Source organism: uncultured Streptococcus sp., from assembly GCF_963516515.1.
In the GTDB taxonomy this organism is placed as follows: Bacteria; Bacillota; Bacilli; order Lactobacillales; family Streptococcaceae; genus Streptococcus.
In genome coordinates, this window is the sequence record NZ_CAUQCJ010000033.1 from 1 (window position 1) to 21,363 (window position 21,363).

Below are 21,363 nucleotides of genomic sequence, written 5' to 3' on the forward strand. Positions count from 1 at the left end.
TACGTTCGGTTAAATATTGAAAACGAAAAATAAAAAAAGAAAATAAATAACAAAATCAAAGAAAATCGAAACATTTTTGACTTCATTGTTTGTAGCACTCCATATTTCACTTGATATTGATGTTTATTCTACCATTTTTTCATTCAATAAGACAGGTTTTATAGTTAAATTTATTCTTTTTTCTTTCTAGATATAACTGATACAATCTTCTACCATGGGAAACCCTTACCTCTTCAACCAAATCAACCATTACTTTGAAATAGGAGAAATCCTCCATGATTTGACCTTTGAAGATAAGATGAAAATCGCCTACAAGCACTTGAAACGCTTGATTAACCTCAAAGGGAAAAATGTCGCAGTTCGTGAGTTCCGTGGCCTCGCTCCTCACTACCTCCGTGGAACATCTGGCGCTGCCAAACTCCGTGGAGCCATTTCACAAGCTAGCACTCTGGCAGAGATTGAATCTCTCTTGCAGTTGGATAAGGATTAAAAGTTTAAAACCCGTAACTCTCTTAAAGTTGACGGGTTTTTGATTGTAAAAATTCAAATACTGAACGTTATTATTGATTCAAAGCAACACTGGAAACCTTACCATCCGCTCCTGTTGTAATTTGGATGATTTTTCCTCCACCGATTTTGGCATTATACTTACCATCATCAAGAGTATAAGAATAGCCTCTGATAGAGTAATTTTCTTTCTTTCCATCAGCAGATTCTACTGTAAATTGACCACCTGATGAAACTGTAATAGTTTCGCCATTTGCTCCCTTCCAATTGCCCGCTGCAGCTGAGAAATCACCATCTACCATGGTTAAAACACCCTTGTAGCGTTTATTTTGCTCTGCTTGCTTGTCTTGAAGTTTGCGGTCAGTTGTAGAATCATAGCTTGATTGATTAGACTGAGCTTGAGGAGCCTGTTGAGTTGAAGAAGCCTGAACAGGAGTTTGTTGACTAGCTGCTTGTTGATTAGACACCTCTTGACCTTGTCTTTGCTCTGGTGCAGATGCCGCTTGTGATGGTGTCGCAGTTGCTGAAGACTGGTCAGTAGACGCCTTAGTTTTTTCAGATGAAGCTGAACTTGAGGACTTCTGAGTCTTGCTTTCTTTGCTAGAAGAAGCTACTTTAGAATTTGATGATTGGCTTGTCTTAGCAGAACTGCTTGCTTGAGTTGTTTCCTTTTTATTTCCACAAGCTCCTAATAGCAAGGTAGAAGCCAATACAGTTGCTGCCATCAATTTGATATAGGTTTTCTTTTTCATTTTTCTACTCCTTTGTAATATTTTAGAAATATAAAGAAATCTTTTTGTAATATAATTGTAACATTGGGATTTAAATATGTCAACAATTTATCTAAACTATTTTAAAAATCTTAAATACTTTAGATACATTTACTCCTCCTACTCTTCTATTCGTAATAAAACAGAAAAACAGGAGATTTTCCTGTTAAAAATTTGAATTTGTTTTGTGTAGCCGCTTGCATTTTTTAAGTACAAAGGAATATAATAACATTGAAATAGAATATAGGAGGTGCATTCTTATGCTAAATAAGTATTTCAAGTATCTTCCTTGGTTGATTTTGGGAGCTATTGGTTCTTATCAATCAGCCACTTACTATGCGCGAACTGCATTTGATATCTTCTATCTGACTACAATCTTTTTGATTGTCTATATCGCTTTGTTATTTTTACATGAGAACTATCTCAAGTATAGATACAAAGACTTCTTTACTTACATGTTGAGTAATCCTAAGAAAGACAGGTATCCCTAAAAGCAGTCACAACAGCAAAGCCATCTCATGATGGTACATAAAGAGGTCGGGAACTTTGTCCCGACCTCGTTTTTTATTTCAATCGATAGGTTTTTCTTGGTTTCTTTTTAGGCACTCTTTTGAGCCCAACCTCTTCTACATATTCGCCGTATTTTACGAGAAAGTTATTGCTGACGATTGGTCGACCTGGGTTGATGAGATTGACCAGTTCAGTTCCCTCGTAGACAGTGAACTCCTCCTCTAGCAGATAGAGGAAGGTCGGGTTCCAGTCGAGGCGTCCTTGGATTCGTTTGATGGATTCTTGGATAATGGCATAATGGTCAAAAGCGAAGGCTTGCTCCTCCAGATCCACTCCCTCTAGGTAGCATTTACCAGTCTGGAAATCCACATCTACAAAAACGACATCCTTGGCATCGTCTCCTGCCTGAACGAGGTCTAAGGCGCGACTAGGCAGATAAACCAAGTGAGCAATGGTCACTGTCCAGCCCCGGGGGTCACGCCCAGGAGTCGATACGGTCATCAATTGCTCGATTTTTTCTAAAGGAAGTTCGAGATTGACTTCTTCTCTCACTTCGCGCTGACAGGCATGTGCAGCATCTTCTCCCTTATCCATAAAGCCTCCAACCAAGGCCAAACAGTTTTGATAAGGGTGAGCCTTGCGACGGATTAGCAAGAGCTTGATTTTTCCTTCGACAAAGCAGTAGGCCACCATATCCACTGTCACACTTGGTTTTTCGTATTGAGGAAGTTCTTGCTCAAAGTACCAGTCTAAAAACTCCTCCTGACTGGCATGCATTTCAAAATATTCTTTTTCCGTCATCCCAGCTGGAATCATCGTGTCCGTCATTTTATGCCTCCTTACGAACTGCCTTGGTCCATTGGTACCAACCCACTAGACTATTAAGTGTGTAAACCCAGTACATCCCTTGAATATGGATATTTTCACCCCACCAGAGGTAAATACTAAAAAGATTGGTTGCAATCCAGAAAATCCATTGCTCACGATAGAGACGTGTCATCAAGAGCTGACCAACACCATTAGTCGCATCGGTAACACTATCACGGAAAGGGCGAGCACTATGGATACTTTGGTAAGCTAAGCCCATACCAATCCAGATGATAGCAGTCAAGGCCAAGTACTTGAACCAGTCAAAAACAGATAATTTCTTAGCTTCAAAATGAGATTCTTCTGCTTTTCCTTGATCATTGATACGGTTGGACAGCCAAGCATAGAGCCCAATCGGCTGCATGACAAAGAAGTAAACAGTCGTCAAAACTTCACCATAAAAAGTCGCATTCATAGCCAAAATCAAATAGATAGCAGAGTTAATGGCCCCAAAGAGATAATTGCTTGCACGCCCTTCTGCTACCAAGATAACACAGACAATCCCAGTCCAAGAGGCAAACAAGCTCATCCAGTCATGACTTTCTGTATTTTGCGTGAATTCCAAGATCAAGGGAACACTTGACAGGACGATGAGATACAACCACTGGAAGAGGCTACGGCCGACAAAGAGATCTTTCCAGAGCAGGCTCATGATTCCTACAAAACCAATCTTGCGGGCTTCTGCATGGACATTTTTAAAGTTTTCGATAAATTGTGTGATTTTTTCAGTTAGTTTTTTCATAATTTTCTCCTAATCTGCTTGGTAAATAGCATCAATAGCCACTTTGGCTGCTTCATAATTGCCTAGGTAATCCCCAGCTAGATAAACTAGTGGAATGGTGATTAAATATCGCTCTCTCATCTGGTCCAAATGCTGGGAAAAACTATGACGAATATGGTCTTCTGCCATGGTCATATCTCTAAATCCGTCATTGACATAGGAACCGACAGGTTGCACAAAGAGAATCAAGTCCCATTTTTCCTTAGACAAGATCGAGGCAAAGAGATTATCAAAAGTCTCTCCCGATAAGTCCCCTCGATCCTCAGTCTCCATGTAATAATCATAGTAGCCCTTGGTTACTAAGGAGTTGGTGTCTGCTATCACCAGTCCCCTATTGGCATTGCTATCGATTAACTTTGAGGTCTGGTCGTACTGCCCCAAGAGCAGATAATAGTAATCCTTTGGAGTCAATTCATCATCACGGACGTTATTTTTAATCTGGTACTCACGCGCGTATTCCAGACTAACGGGCGCATCATAATATCTGGCCAAATCTTTGGCTAGAGTGGTCTTCCCATTACTGGCACTTCCCATAATCAACACTTTCTTGGTAAACTGACGTCGGAAAGGTTGAGCGATGTATTTCCAATATTTGCTTGGATTGTCTCGAATCATAGTCGCTGAAATACCAAACTTTCTTTCTTGCAAGACAGTCTCAAAGCCACGATTAGATAATTCTTGCTGGTAATTTGCTTCTCCCACAAAGAAGATTAGTTCTTGCTGGTTTTCATCATAGGAAATCTCTGCTAACATCTGATTCAACCACTCCTGCCAGCCCATAGGGTAACGGGGAAGATTGGTTTCATCTAACTTGCAGACAGAGGTTAACTCATCATCCCGAAAAGCCTCTCGAATATAACGAAATCTTTTTTGAAGCGTTAAACCTACCTGCTCCCCTCGGTCTCCCTCGTAGCCTGAAACGACTACCCAAACCTGATCACACCGCCGCTTCGCACGCTGGATCAGATCGATATGCCCCTGATGAAGCGGAGCAAAGGTTCCAAATACCACTGCTGTTTTCTTTTTCATAAACGTGTAACCTTTTTATGATTTTTGATATTTTTGTTATCTGTGTTTTTATTATAAACTATATTTTTGTTTTGTCAATAGTTTTTTATTATTGTTTATAAAAAACTAGCAAAAAAGAGAATCAAGATTGCTCCTGATTCTCCATTTTTATGCAATATCAAATTTCAATTGGCCTGCTTTAACACCAATCTTAAGTGTGCTGCCTGCCACTAATTCTCCCTTGAGAAGAAGTTCTGCCAACTTGTCTTCCACTTCTGTTTGCAGGGTTCTGCGAAGTGGGCGAGCTCCCATCTCTGGATCATATCCTTTATTTGCCAACAATTTCAGTGCGGAAGCTTGTAATTTCAAGTCAATACCTTTTTCAGCCAAACTTGCCACTAAAGGTTTAACCATAATCTTCACCACTTCCTGCATATGGTCGCTAGACAGGCTATGGAAGACCACCTTTTCATCAATACGGTTGATAAACTCAGGTCTATAAGCCTTTTTCAACTCTTCAAACATGCGTTTTTCCATATTATCTTGGTCAAAACGAATATCCTTAGCCCCAAAGCCAACTGTCTTATCATCACGAAGGGCAGTCGCACCAAGGTTCGATGTCATGATGATAATGGTATTTGAAAAGTCAACCTTGCGCCCCTTGCTGTCTGTCAAGACACCATCATCCAAGACCTGTAAGAGAACATTAAAGATGTCTGGGTGGGCCTTTTCTACCTCATCAAAGAGGAGAACGGAATATGGTTTGTTGCGAACTTTCTCGGTCAACTCCCCACCTTCTTCGTAACCCACATAGCCTGGAGGAGCTCCGTTGAGACGGCTGGCTGCGAATTTCTCCATATACTCACTCATATCAAAGCGGATAAGAGCAGATTCGTCATCAAAGAGGACTTCTGCCAGAGCCTTGGCCAATTCGGTCTTACCGACACCTGTGGGCCCTAGGAACATAAAGGAACCAATCGGACGTTTGTGACTGCGAATTCCTGACTGATTACGGCGAATCGCACGGCTAATGCTTGAAACAGCTTGATCTTGACCGATGACACGTTTGTGCAATTCAGCTTCCAAATTCAGGTATTTCTTAGCGTCAGTCTGAGTCAGTTTTTGGACTGGAATACCTGACAAGCGACTCAAGGTGGTCAAAATATCAGACTCTGTCACCAAGTCTTTATAGACAGGCACTTCCTCTTCTTTTGCGATTAGCTGAGCTGCCTGTTTCCACTTACCATCCATCAAGGCCTTGTCAGCTGGACTCAAACCTGAATCGTCTGCTTTTACATGCTTTGCCTTATTTTGCACTGTTGCTGCTGCCTCATCCAAGAGATCGATAGCAGAGTCTGGCAAATGGCGACTAGTCAAGTAACGATGGGCCATCTTAACGGCTGTTTCAACCGCTTCATCTGTGATTTGCACACGGTGATGTTTCTCATAAGTCACCTTCAAACCTTGCAAGATGGTCATACTATCTGCCACACTTGGTTCTTCAATAGTCACTTTTGCAAAACGACGAGAAAGGGCTGCGTCTTTTTCAATGTGTTTTTGGTATTCTTCCTGAGTGGTGGCACCAACCGTTCTCAAAGTTCCACGCGCCAAGGCTGGCTTCAAGATATTGGCCGCATCCAGGGTCGAATCAATCCCGCTACCAGAACCCATGATTGTATGGAGTTCATCGATAAAGAGAATAACTTGACCATCTTCTTCAATATCCTTGATAATATTGTTCATGCGTTCTTCGAAGTCACCACGGAAGCGTGTCCCTGCAACGACATTCATCAAATCCAACTCTAACACGCGCATCTTAGCCATTTCCGCAGGCACATCCCTACTCGCAATACGCTGTGCCAAACCAAGCGCCAGAGCTGTTTTCCCGACACCAGCATCCCCAACCAATACAGGGTTATTCTTGGTCTTCCGACTCAAGATTTGAATCATACGCGAGATTTCCTTGTCCCGACCGATGACTGGTTCTAACTTGCCAGAACGCGCTTGCTCTGTCAAATCATGCGTATAGTCCTCGAGACCACCACTCGGAGTCTGCGGCATGCCCATCATATTAGCCATAGAATTTTGCTTGTCAGCTACTGTACGATGACGTTGGCGTAAAGCCTTGAGGTCTTCACGAGTCCAACCTGCACGTTCTTCTAGATTTCGACGTAGGGCAGCAATCTTGACCTGATCTTTCTTGTCTTCATAAGAAAAACCAGCCCTCTCCAAGATACGAGTCGCCAAGGCATTGCCATCATGCAAAATCGCATAGAGGACGTGCTCCGTCCCTAGCACCTTAGCATAGACCACTGACGCTACATATTCTGCTTCATCAAAGAGAACCTGCAAACGATGGGAGAACGGCAACTCCGTAAAGGTTTCATCCTGGCTATATTCCGTTTCAGTCAGTTCCAAAGCGACCTCTTCTAAACGGTCCATCTCATATGGATAATCATTTAAAGTCGCCCCTGCCACACTATAACTGTGATTGGACATGGCAATCAACAAGTGCCAAGACTCTAGGTAACGAGCTCCAAAATGGCCAGCAACCATGTAGGCACTTTCGATACATTCATTCAATGCTTTTGAATAGTTCATCTTACTTCCCTTTTCTATCTACCTCTTGTATGACCTGTCGTAGCATGTTTGCACGAACAACTGGAGCTTCTTCTCCTAAAACGCGATCCAAAACTACTGCTACCAGCAAATTCATCTCCTGCTTGGTCATCAATTCCTGCTCAACCAAAAGCTGCAGAATATCCTCATAAATTTCTTGACTGACTCGCTCACCAATCGAATAAAGCAGCTCTCGGAGCATTTCATGATGACTAGAAAACTCAATTCGTCCTATACGAATGTAGCCTCCTCCACCACGCTTACTTTCAACCAAGTAGCCTCTACTTTCCGTAAAGCGTGTCTTGATCACATAGTTAATCTGACTAGGAACAACCTGAAAAGTATCTGCCAACTGACTCCGTTGTAACTCCACAATACCAGATTGATCTAAAATCGCCTTGATGTAGGCCTCAATATGATCCGATGTATTTTTAAATCTCATTACAAACCCACCTCTCTCTTTGAACCTTGACTATCTTTGACTATTATACCGAAATTTTCTCATTTTTAAAAGAAAAAGGGCGCTGGTAAAGGATAATCTTCACCAACTCCCTATTTTTCTAATTATCTAAGCCTAATTCTGCCAAGATTTGACGTTTATAGGCAATCTTTTGGACTTCCTTGTCCTCATCTTCAGACCAATCTAGTTTAATTTCTGAAACAATCTGCCCAGGGCGATTTTTCAAGATATAGATGCGATCGCTAAGACTGAGGGCCTCCTCGATACTGTGCGTGATAATCAATGTTGTCAGTTGCAACTGCTTGTGAATCTCCAGATACCAAGCGTGGAGTTCCATCTTGGTCATCTCATCCAAAGCGCTAAAGGCCTCATCCAAGAGAAAGAGCTTGTGACCGAAAAGGTAGGTCCTGAGCAAGGCCACACGCTGACGCATCCCTCCACTGAGTTCGTGAGGATATTTGTCCCGTACAGCTGTCAACTGGAAGGTCGCAAGGATTTCATCCGCTCGGGCAATAGCTTCCGCCTTATCCACTTTTTGAATCAAGAGGGGCAGAATAATATTGCCTAGCACAGTCTTGTGCTCCAAGAGTAGATCCTTTTGCAACATATAACTCACGCGCCCCTTAGGATTTTCTTCACCATCAAGAACAATTCTCCCTGACTGAACTTCTAAAATCCCAGCGATTAGATTAAAGAGGGTGGTTTTTCCAACACCACTTGGGCCTAGGATGGAAACCACTTCACCTGAAGTGACTTTCAGATTGATGTCCTCTAAAATCCTCTCCTGACCATAGGCATAACTGACGTGTTCTAGTCTAATTTCTGTCATTATTTCACAAATTCGTTGGTGAAGCCTTTGTCTGTCAAGTCTTCTTTAAGGATACCATTTTCTTTATCCCATTTGTAGAAGGCATTCCAGCGAGCTGCATCAAATTGACCCCATTTTTCCTTGTCGCTTGCGTATTCTTTTGACAAGTATTTTTGAGATTCAATGACAAAGTCACGTTTTTCCTGAAGTTCAGGTGCATTCTTAATGAGGATATCTGCTGCTTCCTCTGGATGCTCCATAGCATATTGGTAACCTTTTTTGATAGCTTGGATGACTTTACGAGCTTCTTCTTTATTGTCTTTCAGATAGTCGTTGTTTGCGATAATAACTGGTGAATAGTAGTCAAACTCCTTGACGTAGTCTTTCAAGTACATAAAGTTAGCCTCTACGCCTTGAGATTTAGCAAGGATACCATCCCAACCGTAGTAAATCCAAGCAGTGTCAAATACGCCATTGGCAATCGGTGTGATTGAGTTTGAATCGTTGTTTGGTACTTTTTCGACCTTCTCAAAGTCTCCACCTTGTGATTCTACCAAGGTTTTCAACATAGCAAGTTCAGTTGGGTCATTCCAAGTTCCGTATTTCTTACCAACTAAGTCCTTTGGACTGCTTACATTGTCAGATTTACGAGAAATGATTCCTGATGTATTGTGCTCTACGATAGCTGCAACGGCAGTAATTCCTGCACCTTTTTCCAATTTTTTAGCCATATAGTCTTGGAAATAAACTGCAAATGGCGCCTTACCATTGATCACCAAGTCAGAAGAACTTTCTTCTGGTGGCAATTTCAAATCAACATCCACTCCAGCTTCTTTGAAATAACCTTTTTCCTTGGCCACATAAAGCCCTGTGTGGTTGGTATTTGGTGTCCAGTCTAGGATAAAGTCAATTTTCTTAAGTTCTGCTTCCTTATTATCCTTAGAAGCAGTTCCTTGACCACAGGCCACAAGCACAACAGCTACAAGAGCTGTTACAAGCGTTAAAAACACTTTCCATGTTTTTTTCATTTTGATTTCCTCTTTTCTTTTTTGAAACATTCTAATTCTACGAACGTTTCCATTTAATAACATATTTTTCACTAATATCGACAAATTTCATACCCAAAAGGCTGATAATCGATACCAGAATAATAATAGCAAACATGGTATCATACTGAAACAGTTTCTTGGACTGAATCATGTAGACACCTAGTCCTTCAAAGCCTCCCAACCACTCAGATACCACTGTTGTGATAAAGGCGTAGGAAACACTGACCCTCAGACCTGCATAAAAGTAAGGCAGGCTGACTGGAATTTTAAAATGCCACAGGATTTGCCAAGGTTTGGCCCGCATCAGACTAAACAAGGTCAGCATATCCTTGTCACAATGCCTAAAACCGTCCAAAATGCTGACGATGATAGGAAAGGTTGTCGTCAAGATAATCAAGACAATCTTAGGGAGAATCCCATAACCTAGCCACAAGACTAGAATAGGAGCTAGGGCAATAGTCGGGATAGTCTGAACAACCACCATCATTGGGTAAATCAGGTCATTAAGCCAAGTCAAACTGTCCATAAGTACAGCCATGAGACAGGCAATCAAGACTCCCAAAACCAACCCCAGTAAAGCCACTCTCAAGGTGGCCCAGCTATGGTGCCAGAGAAATTCTCTATCACGAACAAAGGACAGGAGAATCTCAAGAGGTGTCGGCAGGATAAACTTGGGGAGAAGTTTAAGAAAACCTGCTAACTGCCAGATTGACAAGACTCCTAGAAAACCCAATAGACTAATGTGTCGTCTCAGTATACTTTTCAAGTTTCTCATCAATACTTAAAATCTCTCCTACATTTATTTTGACATTGGCAAAGACATTATCTGCCTCCTGCCCTGCCACTTCCAGCGCTTCTTTGAGAATGCGCATGAGCTCATCAAACTCCCCTTCCAAGACCGTTTCAAATGGTGTCACCACCATAGTCACTTCTTGAGCTTGCAGATAAGCAATGACCTGATCAATAACAGCTATCCGATTAATCCCCTGTGATAGGGGTAAAACTTGCAAGGCAATGCTTGCTTTCATAACAACCTCCTCTTCTCATTTTCCTTTGACAAAAAGAAAAACCTTTACCATATATGGAAAAGGTGCAGAATAGACTAAGTATCGTTCCCTACGCTGGCATTACCCAGATCAGGTGCGGTCGAAGTTTAACACTTCCTCTCAGACTGTACACAGACTCCCATATATTATATGGACATATGATAGCGCAAAATAAAAAAAATGTCAAGGAAACTGCTTACAGAAAAGAGCAGGAAATTTTTCCTACTCCCATTTTCTATACTCGTTCTCCATTACTATTTACTCTGTAACCATCCACCGTCGTATTAACAGCTAAGGCGCCTGAAGAGTAAGAATAATACCACTTACCAGAGACTTGATACCATCCTGTTTTCATTGCCCCTGAACTATCTAGATAATACCACACTCCATTTTCCTTTAACCATCCTGTCTGCATTTCACCAGATGATTTCAAATAATACCAGCTAGAACCATCCTTCAACCAGCCTGTTGATTTAGAACCATTTGATTTGAAGTGATACCAACTACCATTTATTTTCTTCCAACCAACAGTTAAACTACTATTGGATCCATAGCTAGAGCTATTTCCTGATTGATTCTGATAATTCTGTGAAGAAGTCACCCCCTCTAGCTGGATATAACGACGGCTCCCATTATAAGCCGTATAACTCAACCACTTGTATCCATCTTTTTCGAGAATTTGATCATAATGAACATTCTCCCCAGGATAATAGTAATCAATCGCAGTTGCGCTAGCTAGAGGCTGATTTTTGATAGCAGCCTTAGCCTTAAAATAATGTGTTCCCCCTGTTGAAGTTGATGATTGACTATTTCCAACACTGCCACCAGCCAAATCTTTAAAATGAATAAAACCAGTCATAGTATTGGCCTTCACGACGCGCTTGTTATAAGATTCTCTTATTCCATAGTTGTATTCTTCAATCTCAATCTCATCTCCTATTACATTTGATACCCAGGCAACATGACCATAAGTTCCTGCAGTAGACCAAGCAATAGAGCCAATAGCTGGTCTATTATCTACACGATAGCCTTCACGACGAGCACGATAGCCCCATTCATCCGCATTTCCATAAGCAGCCGGAATCTCAAAACCATTGACATTACTCAAACGAAAGGCTGCAAAAGAAGTACACTGACGAGAATACATGCGCCACTTGTCAATCTCCTGACTCCCATTTTTATAATAAGCAGGATAATCATCCCCACGCGCAATCGATCCATTCCCTCCAGAATAGGCATAGACACTATCACCCGCTGCTAGCATCAATCCTACTACTAAAAAAGGAACAACCTTTTTAACTGATTTTCTAAAAGAAAACCCTGTCTCTGTTACTGTAAATGGTGAAATTTTCATTCTTCCTCCTTGAAAATAATATAGTACTCAATGAAAATTAAAGATCAAACTAGGAAGCTAGACGCAGGCTATACTTGAGTATGGCAAGGCGAAGCTGACGTGGTTTGAAGAGATTTTCGAAGAGTATAAATCGAAGATTGCCTTCACTTAAATTATTCGGAGAAAAAAGAAAAAGTGAGAAAATTTCTCACTTTAGTCAAGATAATGAATCAAATTCTTTTCTGTAAGAATATCTGAGTAAGTAAAGGACTCAACATAAACATTAGCTTGTTTATCTCCTTCAACGTTCCCAAATTCCACGATAAATAGGGATGGATAAACTTCAATTAGCTTACCCAATCTATTTTTTTGGCGCTTACGCCCATTTTCCAAGGTCATTTCGATTACATGACCCTCATGCGCCTTGATTTCCTCTTTAATTTTTTTCATCTTAGCTACATCTGTAAATGCATCTGTCATCTTATTTCCTCCCTTTTTGATATACTTGAAAATTTATTGTATTCTTTTTGGAAAATTAATTCCACCGTTCCACGAGCTCCACTACGGTTTTTCTCGATAATAACTTCTACCTTATTATTTGGTATGCCTTCCTCTTCTTCACCACCACGCTCATAGTAGTCGTCGCGATAAAGAAAGGCTACGATATCAGCGTCCTGCTCAATAGACCCAGATTCACGAATATCAGACAAAACTGGCCTCTTGTCCTGACGTTGTTCTACACCACGAGATAGCTGACTCAGAGCAATTACGGGAACTTTCAGTTCCTTGGCTAGGATTTTCAACTGACGTGAAATTTCTGAAACTTCTTGTTGGCGGTTTTCTCGACCGGTTCCCGTGATAAGCTGCAAGTAATCTATCAAAATTAAACCAAGATTACCCGTTTCTTGAGCCAGTTTGCGTGAACGTGAACGAATTTCCGTAATCCGAATCCCTGGCGTATCATCGATATAGATACTTGCATTCGCTAGATTCCCTTGAGCAATGGTATACTTTTGCCATTCCTCATCGGTCAATTGACCCGTACGGATAGAATGCGATTCTACCAACCCTTCTGCCGCAAGCATACGATCCACTAGACTTTCCGCACCCATTTCGAGCGAAAAGATAGCAACCGTTTTGTCCAACTTGGTCCCAATATTCTGAGCAATGTTCAAGGCAAAGGCTGTCTTACCAACCGCTGGACGAGCTGCTAGAATAATCAACTCCTCCTCGTGCAGACCAGTTGTCATATGATCCAAATCACGGTAGCCCGTCGCAATACCTGTAATATCGGTCGTTTGCTGCGAGCGAGCTTCCAGATTTCCAAAGTTGACGTTCAACACATCTCGAATATTCTTAAACCCGCTTCGATTGGCATTTTCACTGACATCAATCAGACCTTTTTCTGCCTGAGCAATGATTTCATCAGCTGGTTGAGAAGCCTCGTAAGCTTGATTGACAGACTCTGTCAACTTTGCGATTAATCGCCGTAACATAGCTTTTTCTGCAACAATCTTAGCATAGTACTCCGCATTGGCAGAAGTTGGCACAGAATTGACAATCTCAACCAGGTAAGACAAGCCACCAATATTCTGTAAGTCACCTTGATTATCAAGAATAGTACGAACCGTTGTTGCATCTATAGCATCGCCACGGTCCGATAAATCAACCATGGCTTGGAAAATCAAACGATGGGCATACTTAAAAAAGTCTCGAGACTCAATGTATTCTCGCACAAAAACAAGCTTACTCTCATCAATAAAGATAGCCCCCAAAACGGATTGCTCAGCTAAGATATCTTGAGGTTGTACTCGTAACTCTTCTACTTCTGCCATCAGACTTCCCTTCCTTTTACAATCTTGTCAAGAAGGTGTAAATTTATCCTTCTTTCACACGAAGATTGATTACACTTGTAATATCTTGATAGATTTTCACTGGTACATCAATCAAACCAACTGCTCGAATCGGAGCTTGTACTTGGATATGACGTTTATCAATCTTAATTCCAAATTGCTTTTGCAATTCTTCTGCAATTTTCTTATTGGTAATAGAACCAAAAGTACGGCCATCTGGACCAACTTTTTCAACAAATTCTACAACAGTTTCTTCTGCTTCAAGTTGGGCTTTAATTGCTTTTGCTTCTGCAATCATCTCAGCGTGAGCTTTTTCTTCAGATTTCTGTTTACCACGAAGCTCACCTACCGCTTGAGCAGTCGCTTCTTTGGCTAGATTCTTTTTGATAAGAAAGTTTTGCGCATACCCTGTTGGTACTTCCTTAATTTCGCCTTTTTTACCTTTTCCTTTAACATCTGCTAAAAAGATTACTTTCATTCTTCTTTCTCCTTTTCCTTTATTTCATTTAATACAATTTCTGTCAGTTTTTCACCTGCTTCTGACAAGGTTAAATCCTTAATTTGAGCTGCAGCTAAATTAAAGTGGCCTCCACCGCCTAACTCTTCCATAATCCGTTGTACATTTAGTTTACTACGACTTCGAGCTGAGATAGAGATAAATCCTTGTGTATTCTTCGCAAGAACAAAACTCGCTTCAATACCTGACATAGCTAACATGGCATCTGCTGCCTTACTAATAACAACCGTATCATAGCATTTCGAGTCCTGAGCCTCTGCTATCAATACATCTGAACCTAATTTACGCCCCTGTAAAATAAGTTCATTGACCTCACGATATTCTTCAAAATCTGTCGCAGCTATTTCTTGGATAGCAATACTATCACTTCCTCTCGTTCTGAGATAGCTAGCAACATCAAATGTCCGACTAGTCACTCGTGAGGTGAAATTTTTAGTATCCAGCATCATACCAGCCATCAAAACACTGGCCTGCATACGACTCAGACGATTTTTCTTAGAATTCTGGAACTGAATCAATTCCGTTACCAACTCACTGGCACTACTTGCACCACTTTCGATATAAGTGATAACTGCATTGTCTGGAAAATCCTGATCCCTTCTATGGTGGTCAATGACGATGGTTTGGGTAAATAAATCATAAAAATCTTTTGATAAAGTTAAAGCTGTCTTTGAATGGTCTACAAGAATCAACAAAGAACGATTGGTCACCATCCCCATTGCATCCTTAACAGACAACAACTTCGTAACTCCTTCTTTTTCTAAGAATGAAACAGCTCGTTCTATATCCGGCGACATTTGATCTTCATCGTAAAGAGCATAGCTATTTTGAGTCACATTGCTGGCAAATAACTGCATACCTACAGCAGAACCCAAAGCATCCATATCTAGGTTTTTATGACCAACTACAAAAACCTGATCTACACTCCGAATCTTATCTGAAATAGCTGTCATCATAGCGCGCGTACGAGTCCGTGTACGCTTGATTGAGGCAGCAGACCCACCACCAAAATAAACTGGATTTTTCGTTTCGTCATTCTCCTTGACAACAACCTGATCGCCACCACGTACTTCAGCCAAGTTCAAGTTGAGCAATGCAACTTTCCCTATCTCATCATGATTTCCATCACCATAAGAAAAGCCCATACTTAAGGTCAATGGCAACTGTCTCTGTTTCGACTCTTCTCTGAAAGAATCAATAACAGAAAATTTATCATTCATTAGCCCCTCAAGTACTGTATAGTCCGTAAACAGATAAAAACGATCCATACTCACTCGACGGGAGAACATGGCATATTTCCCAGCAAATTCTGAAACAAAATTAGCTACAAAACTGTTAATATGACTGATATCAGACTCTGATGTTTCATCCTCTAAATCATCGTAGTTGTCAACGGAAACGATTCCAATCACAGGCCGACTTGTTACTAACTCAACAGTCGCTTCATATTCTCCAGACACATCAAAGAAATAAAGAACTCCAGATACCTTGTCCATATGAACCGAATAACGAGTCTCACCCAAGGTGGCATAAGAACCTGGATTCCCCACAGAAGCCTTGATAATTGTTTGAATTAATGCCACATCAATCTCGCCCACTTCATTAGTCAAAATCAATTCAGCATAAGGATTAAACCATTCAACTTCACCTGACGATAAGTCTAATTTAATAACTCCGACAGGCATCTGTTCTAACAAGGTTGTCAAACTTTCTTCAGCTTGGTGGTTTACATACTGGATTTGTTCTACTTCACTCCTTGAGTAGTAGTCTCTCTGATGGATGAACAATAAAATATATGAACCCAAAATAAGTAGCAAAAGAAATAGCGTTACCAGTGTATTCGTTACAAAAACAAGTTGCACAGATAGCACTCCGAACGCCACTATTCCTAATATTAAGGGGAAAATAGGACTTACATAAAATTTTTTCATTCCAAACCTCTTGGCACCCATTATACCATAATAACCACCAAAAAGCGACTTTTTAAAAGTGTAATCAGTAATTCTACAAACTATAAGAAAAAGGAGGTTTACAACTCAGTAAACCTACCTTTACACATATTGAAATTAAGATTCTTTAACTTCTAACAAACCAATTTCTCCATCTTCACGACGATAAATCACATTAGTTGTCTGATCTTCAACATCCACATAGATAAAGAAATCATGTCCCAATAAATCCATTTGTAGAATAGCTTCTTCCAAATCCATTGGTTTTAAATCAATTTGTTTTGAACGAACAACTCTAGACTGGACAACATTTGTATCTTCCACCAAAGCATCTGTAAATAATTGACTAGTTGCTACCTTATTTTTATTTTTACGCTCGATTTTTGTTTTATTTTTACGAATCTGACGTTCAATTTTATCGGTTACAAGGTCAATTGAACCATACATATCTTGAGACACATCTTCTGCACGAAGAGTAATAGAGCCAAGCGGAATCGTCACTTCCACTTTAGCAGTTTTTTCACGATACACCTTCAAGTTAACTCGAGCATCCAACTCTTGTTCAGCTTGAAAATACTTTTCGATCTTTTCGAGTTTAGAAACTACATAATCACGAATTGCTTCTGTTACTTCTAGGTTTTCACCACGGATACTATATTTAATCATATGAGTACCTTCTTTCTAAACATTTTTGTTTTTCTGATTTCATTATAACGCTTTCATTTTATTTTTGCAAATTTTTTCCTCATCTTACAAGGGAAAAAGTTTTTACATCCTCAGCACCAGCATCTTCCAGCAGTTTCTTCACACGATTTATAGTTGTTCCAGTAGTATAAATATCATCTATAATCAGGATTTTTTTAGGAATAGTGACTTCACTTTTAATAAAGAAAGGAAGTTCTGTCGCCAAGCGTTCTGAACGACTTTTAGAAGAATTAGCTCTCTCTTCTCTTTTGTCTAATAAATCCAGATACTTGAAACCTGCTGCTTCAACTAAACCTTCAACCTGATTAAATCCTCTGTCAGCATATCTCTCCTTACTTAATGGAATGACTACAAATTGATACTCTTTGTACTTTTTCAACTCCTCACTTAAAAATGAAGAAAAAACTTTTCTTAAAAGGAAGTCCCCATCAAACTTATATCGACTGAAAAAATCTTTCATAGCTTGATTGTAAGTAAAAATCGCGCTATGACTAACCTCAATTCCTTCTTTACACCAAAGTTGACAATCTTGACAATTTGTTGACAATCCTATTTTCATACAGTTTGGACAGTGCTCTTCTCCAATTCTCTCAAAAGTAGAATCACAGTCTGAACAAAGACAAGACTCATCATTCCTCAAAAGCAAGAGACTACCAAAAGTTAAAACAGTCTTCATTGTCTGCCCACATAACAAACACTTCATAGCCCCGCCTCCTTGTTCATCTGCTGAATTTCCTTAATTGCCTTCTTGATCGAAGCATTTAATCCGTCATGAAAGAAAAGCAAATCTCCTGTCGGTCTATCCGTGCTTCGTCCAACTCGTCCACCAATCTGAATCAAACTAGACTTGGTAAACAGACGATGGTTGGCCTCTACTACAAAAACATCCACACAAGGGAAGGTAACTCCACGTTCCAATATTGTCGTACTGATAAGTATTGTCAGTTCTCCATCTCGAAAAGCTTGCACTTGCTCTAATCGATTTTCTGTTACAGAAGACACAAATCCGATTTTCTCATTTGGAAATTGCTCCTGTAAGATTTCTTTTAGCTGCTCCCCTTTCTTAATTTCTGATGCAAAAATGAGTAACGGATAAGCTGTCTTTCTCTGTTTCTCAATATAAGACTTTAACTTTGGTGACAAACGATTCTTATCTAAATAGCGATTAAAATCCGATAACCAAACTGGTTTAGGAATAATCAAAGGATTCCCATGAAATCGTCTAGGCAAGCTCAATCGTTTTAATTCTCCTATGCGAACCTTCCTATCTAACTCATCTGTCGAAGTCGCCGTTAAAAAGATTCTCAACCCATTCTCCTTTACACTATTCTTGACAGCATGGTAAAGTGTAGGATTATCAACATAAGGAAAGGCATCTACTTCATCCACTATCAGCAAATCAAAAGCTTGATAAAATTTCAATAACTGATGGGTCGTCGCAACAACTAATGGTGTTCGGAAGTACGGTTCTGATTCTCCGTGTAGCAGGGATATCTTACAAGCAAAATCATCTTGCAGGCGCTTGTACAGCTCCAAACAAACATCTATGCGAGGACTAGCCAAGCATACTGCACCTCCCGCATTGATCACCTTAGCTACAACTTGATAAATCATTTCTGTCTTTCCTGCTCCTGTTACCGCATAAACCAAGGTTGGTTCTTGCTTATCTACTGCTTGAATCAGTCCCTCTGACACCTTCTCTTGAAAAGGAGTTAATTGACCACGCCATTTAAGAACATCTTGCTTCGGAAAATCCTCCTGCGGAAAATAGTATAAAGCTTGATCACTCCTAACTCTCTTCATCAGCAAGCACTCTCGACAATAGTAAGCACCGATGGGCAAATACCATTCCTCTAGAATAATACTATTACAACGTTGACAGAAAAGTTTCCCCTTCTCCTTTCTCATTGCTGGAAGTTTCTCCGCCAACTGACGTTCCTCTTCTGTTAATTCATTCTCAGTAAACAAACGACCGAGATAATTTGGATTTACTTTCATACTTCTTTATTCGTAAAAATCTAGCACTTTAGATGATTTTTTAGTACAATTAAATCATGGAATTTAGAACAATTAAAGAGGACGGACAAGTCCAAGAAGAAATCAAAAAATCCCGCTTTATCTGTCATGCCAAGCGTGTTTATAGCGAAGAAGAGGCTCGTGACTTCATTACTGCCATCAAAAAAGAACACTACAAAGCTACGCATAACTGCTCTGCTTTTATTATTGGAGAACGTAGTGAGATTAAACGTACAAGTGATGATGGTGAGCCCAGTGGTACTGCTGGCGTTCCCATGCTTGGGGTACTAGAAAATCACAATCTCACTAATGTCTGTGTAGTCGTGACACGCTACTTTGGTGGCATTAAACTAGGCGCTGGAGGATTGATTCGTGCTTACGCTGGCAGTGTTGCCTTAGCTGTCAAAGAAATTGGCATCATTGAAATAAAGGAACAAGCTGGCATTGCTATTCAAATGTCTTACGCTCAGTACCAAGAGTATAGTAACTTTCTTAAGGAACATGATCTAATGGAACTTGAGACAAACTTTACAGATCAAGTCGATACGATGATTTATGTTGATAAAGAAGAAAAAGAAAATATTAAAGCTGCACTGGTGGAGTTTTTTAATGGAAAAGTTACTTTAACTGATCAAGATTTACGTGAAGTTGAAGTTACTGTAAACTTAGTGTAAACAAAGGAGAAAAAGATGGCATTTGGAAAATTCATTCAGGGACTCGCTGGCAACCTTAGCGAGCAAAACAAAGAAACTCTTATCAAAGAATATGGACAATACCTACTAGAAAATGAAGAAATTCAAAGTGGATATAAACTGATTCGTGACTCAATTATATTTACAAATATCCGTATTATCTTTACAGATAAACAAGGCGCCACTGGTCGTAAGATGTCCGTTAAATCAATCTTTTTAATGAACATTATTAACGTTGAAATGGAAACTGCAGGAGCAGGTATAGATGATAGTGAAATTACTATTACTTATTTAGAAAATGTCTTTCTAAAAGCACATAATGAACATTTTAGTTCTCATAAATTTGAATTTCCTAAGAAAACCGATATCGTTCCACTTTATATATATTTACTAGAATTAGCCTACCACAATCGCTTGAAAATTAATGGCTTAGACCTGTGATATAAAAAAATCCTATCACTTCGATAGGATTTCTATATTTTACAAATGGTATAGATAGCGTTATACTAGAAATATCTTATACAAAGAGGTATTCATATGTCTATTTATAACAACATTACTGAATTAATCGGTCAAACTCCGATTGTTAAACTCAACAACATCGTGCCAGAAGGTGCTGCGGACGTCTATGTAAAGCTTGAAGCATTTAACCCTGGTTCTTCTGTAAAAGACCGTATTGCTCTTAGCATGATTGAAAAAGCTGAACAAGACGGTATTCTAAAACCGGGTGCTACTATTGTTGAAGCAACAAGTGGAAACACTGGTATTGGACTTTCATGGGTAGGTGCTGCTAAAGGGTATAAAGTTGTCATCGTTATGCCTGAAACTATGAGTGTGGAACGACGTAAGATTATCCAAGCCTATGGTGCTGAACTCGTACTTACTCCTGGTAGCGAAGGAATGAAAGGTGCTATTGCTAAGGCTCAAGAAATCGCTGCTGAACGTGATGGTTTCCTTCCTCTTCAATTTGACAATCCAGCTAATCCAGAAGTACACGAAAGAACAACAGGAGCTGAAATACTAGCTGCTTTCGGTAAAGATGGACTAGATGCCTTTGTTGCTGGAGTGGGTACCGGTGGAACAATTTCTGGTGTTTCTCATGCACTCAAAACAGCAAATTCAAACATTCAAGTTTATGCAGTAGAAGCTGATGAATCTGCTATTCTATCTGGTGAAAAACCTGGTCCTCACAAAATTCAAGGTATCTCAGCTGGATTTATTCCTGATACACTTGATACAAAGGCTTATGATGGTATCGTTCGTGTAACGTCAGACGATGCTCTAGCACTCGGCCGTGAAATTGGTGGAAAAGAAGGTTTCCTTGTAGGGATTTCTTCAGCTGCAGCTATCTACGGAGCCATCGAGGTTGCCAAGAAATTAGGTACAGGTAAAAAAGTTCTTGCTCTAGCACCAGATAACGGTGAACGTTATCTCTCTACAGCACTCTATGAATTTGAAGTGTAGTCTCCTAAATACACTTAGCCCTTATTATAGGGCTTTTTATTTATACCTTGAAAAATCGACTGCAGATAAAAGGCTTTGGGCAGATAAAGGCTTTGGGCAGATAAAGGCTTGTTTGGGTTACAAGAGATGTAAACTGAGATGTAAGCGTCAAGTGAGAATTGACATAGGATTGGTACTTATGGCCAACAACCTCCTAAAATACAATAAGAGAACGACTCAAAATTAAAAAGCTAGAGTTCCGCAATTGGAAATCTCTAGCTTTTTTGTGGCTGAGAACTATTTTGTCCCAGGCTCTTCTATGATTAGTTATTCAAGGCTGCTGCCATTGTAGCTGCAACTTCAGCTTCGAAGTCATTTGCAGCTTTCTCAATACCTTCACCAACTTCAAAGCGAGCGAACTCAACTACTG

General features: G+C 40.1%; 22 protein-coding genes, 1 pseudogene and 1 riboswitch. Of the genes and pseudogenes, 5 read left to right on the forward strand and 18 right to left on the reverse strand.

Features of this window, described 5'->3' with window-relative positions; translation table 11 throughout:
• Nucleotides 1–208: 208 nt before the first annotated feature.
• Nucleotides 209–490: pseudogene (locus RYL77_RS07025) on the forward strand (tRNA-dihydrouridine synthase); the annotation flags it as partial.
• Between the two features lie 70 nt (nt 491–560).
• Here RYL77_RS07025 and RYL77_RS07030 read toward each other — a convergent pair.
• Entirely contained in the window at nt 561–1,259 is a 699-nt protein-coding gene (locus RYL77_RS07030; RefSeq protein ID WP_315010763.1) for a hypothetical protein, read from the reverse strand.
• Between the two features lie 278 nt (nt 1,260–1,537).
• Between RYL77_RS07030 and RYL77_RS07035 the strand changes: the two genes are divergently transcribed.
• Complete coding sequence (locus RYL77_RS07035) at nt 1,538–1,768, forward strand: hypothetical protein (RefSeq protein ID WP_315010764.1); 231 nt, start codon at nt 1,538–1,540, stop codon at nt 1,766–1,768.
• Between the two features lie 73 nt (nt 1,769–1,841).
• Here RYL77_RS07035 and RYL77_RS07040 read toward each other — a convergent pair whose 3' ends face one another.
• The 17 genes from RYL77_RS07040 to RYL77_RS07120 all read right to left on the reverse strand — a co-directional run bounded on the left by RYL77_RS07040 (nt 1,842) and on the right by RYL77_RS07120 (nt 18,780).
• Nucleotides 1,842–2,615, reverse strand: coding sequence for an NUDIX hydrolase (locus RYL77_RS07040; RefSeq protein ID WP_315010765.1), 774 nt, complete (start codon nt 2,613–2,615; stop codon nt 1,842–1,844).
• A gap of 1 nt (nt 2,616) precedes the next feature.
• Nucleotides 2,617–3,396, reverse strand: a complete 780-nt coding sequence (gene pnuC / locus RYL77_RS07045) for a nicotinamide riboside transporter PnuC (RefSeq protein WP_315010766.1) — start codon at nt 3,394–3,396, stop codon at nt 2,617–2,619.
• Between the two features lie 9 nt (nt 3,397–3,405).
• Nucleotides 3,406–4,464 carry an AAA family ATPase gene (locus RYL77_RS07050; RefSeq protein WP_315010767.1) on the reverse strand — a complete coding sequence of 353 codons (1,059 nt, stop codon included), beginning with the start codon at nt 4,462–4,464 and terminating at the stop codon, nt 3,406–3,408.
• A gap of 147 nt (nt 4,465–4,611) precedes the next feature.
• On the reverse strand, nt 4,612–7,044 hold the full coding sequence (locus RYL77_RS07055) for an ATP-dependent Clp protease ATP-binding subunit (RefSeq protein WP_315010768.1): 2,433 nt from the start codon (nt 7,042–7,044) through the stop codon (nt 4,612–4,614).
• Between the two features lies 1 nt (nt 7,045).
• Complete coding sequence (locus RYL77_RS07060; RefSeq protein WP_077804483.1) at nt 7,046–7,504, reverse strand: CtsR family transcriptional regulator; 459 nt, start codon at nt 7,502–7,504, stop codon at nt 7,046–7,048.
• 118 nt (nt 7,505–7,622) lie between these two features.
• The gene (locus tag RYL77_RS07065) at nt 7,623–8,351 is read right to left on the reverse strand and encodes an ABC transporter ATP-binding protein (RefSeq protein ID WP_315010769.1); all 729 of its coding nucleotides are present in this window, start codon (nt 8,349–8,351) and stop codon (nt 7,623–7,625) included.
• Complete coding sequence (locus tag RYL77_RS07070; protein ID WP_102211479.1) at nt 8,351–9,358, reverse strand: ABC transporter substrate-binding protein; 1,008 nt, start codon at nt 9,356–9,358, stop codon at nt 8,351–8,353. The genes RYL77_RS07065 and RYL77_RS07070 overlap by 1 nt, the downstream gene beginning before the upstream one ends.
• 37 nt (nt 9,359–9,395) lie before the next feature.
• A complete protein-coding gene (locus RYL77_RS07075; protein ID WP_315010770.1) occupies nt 9,396–10,154 on the reverse strand; it encodes an ABC transporter permease in 759 nt (252 codons plus the stop codon).
• Nucleotides 10,117–10,407, reverse strand: a complete 291-nt coding sequence (locus tag RYL77_RS07080) for a thiamine-binding protein (RefSeq protein ID WP_033678811.1) — start codon at nt 10,405–10,407, stop codon at nt 10,117–10,119. The genes RYL77_RS07075 and RYL77_RS07080 overlap by 38 nt, the downstream gene beginning before the upstream one ends.
• Nucleotides 10,408–10,475: 68 nt before the next feature.
• Nucleotides 10,476–10,578: riboswitch (TPP riboswitch) on the reverse strand.
• Nucleotides 10,579–10,660: 82 nt separating this feature from the next.
• Nucleotides 10,661–11,779, reverse strand: coding sequence for a choline binding-anchored murein hydrolase CbpD (gene cbpD, locus RYL77_RS07085; protein WP_315010771.1), 1,119 nt, complete (start codon nt 11,777–11,779; stop codon nt 10,661–10,663).
• A gap of 192 nt (nt 11,780–11,971) precedes the next feature.
• Complete coding sequence (locus tag RYL77_RS07090; RefSeq protein WP_000128619.1) at nt 11,972–12,238, reverse strand: Veg family protein; 267 nt, start codon at nt 12,236–12,238, stop codon at nt 11,972–11,974.
• The gene (gene dnaB / locus RYL77_RS07095; RefSeq protein ID WP_000852491.1) at nt 12,235–13,593 is read right to left on the reverse strand and encodes a replicative DNA helicase; all 1,359 of its coding nucleotides are present in this window, start codon (nt 13,591–13,593) and stop codon (nt 12,235–12,237) included. The genes RYL77_RS07090 and dnaB overlap by 4 nt, the downstream gene beginning before the upstream one ends.
• A gap of 43 nt (nt 13,594–13,636) precedes the next feature.
• Complete coding sequence (gene rplI, locus RYL77_RS07100; protein ID WP_000864214.1) at nt 13,637–14,089, reverse strand: 50S ribosomal protein L9; 453 nt, start codon at nt 14,087–14,089, stop codon at nt 13,637–13,639.
• Nucleotides 14,086–16,059 (reverse strand): DHH family phosphoesterase, encoded by a 1,974-nt coding sequence (locus RYL77_RS07105; RefSeq protein ID WP_315010772.1) that lies wholly within the window; start codon nt 16,057–16,059, stop codon nt 14,086–14,088. The genes rplI and RYL77_RS07105 overlap by 4 nt, the downstream gene beginning before the upstream one ends.
• 135 nt (nt 16,060–16,194) lie before the next feature.
• Nucleotides 16,195–16,743 (reverse strand): ribosome hibernation-promoting factor, HPF/YfiA family, encoded by a 549-nt coding sequence (gene hpf / locus RYL77_RS07110; RefSeq protein ID WP_004255322.1) that lies wholly within the window; start codon nt 16,741–16,743, stop codon nt 16,195–16,197.
• A 79-nt stretch (nt 16,744–16,822) separates the two neighbouring features.
• The gene (locus tag RYL77_RS07115) at nt 16,823–17,485 is read right to left on the reverse strand and encodes a ComF family protein (RefSeq protein WP_315010773.1); all 663 of its coding nucleotides are present in this window, start codon (nt 17,483–17,485) and stop codon (nt 16,823–16,825) included.
• Nucleotides 17,482–18,780 carry a DEAD/DEAH box helicase gene (locus RYL77_RS07120; protein WP_315010774.1) on the reverse strand — a complete coding sequence of 433 codons (1,299 nt, stop codon included), beginning with the start codon at nt 18,778–18,780 and terminating at the stop codon, nt 17,482–17,484. Before RYL77_RS07120 ends, RYL77_RS07115 begins: the two co-directional genes overlap by 4 nt.
• A gap of 56 nt (nt 18,781–18,836) precedes the next feature.
• On the opposite strand from RYL77_RS07120, the gene RYL77_RS07125 reads away from it, so the two are divergent.
• The 3 genes from RYL77_RS07125 (at nt 18,837) to cysK (ending at nt 20,954) form a co-directional block, all read left to right on the forward strand.
• A complete protein-coding gene (locus RYL77_RS07125) occupies nt 18,837–19,472 on the forward strand; it encodes a YigZ family protein (protein WP_315010775.1) in 636 nt (211 codons plus the stop codon).
• A gap of 15 nt (nt 19,473–19,487) precedes the next feature.
• Entirely contained in the window at nt 19,488–19,931 is a 444-nt protein-coding gene (locus RYL77_RS07130; protein ID WP_315010776.1) for a PH domain-containing protein, read from the forward strand.
• Between the two features lie 96 nt (nt 19,932–20,027).
• Entirely contained in the window at nt 20,028–20,954 is a 927-nt protein-coding gene (gene cysK / locus RYL77_RS07135; protein WP_045612477.1) for a cysteine synthase A, read from the forward strand.
• Nucleotides 20,955–21,363 lie beyond the last annotated feature (409 nt).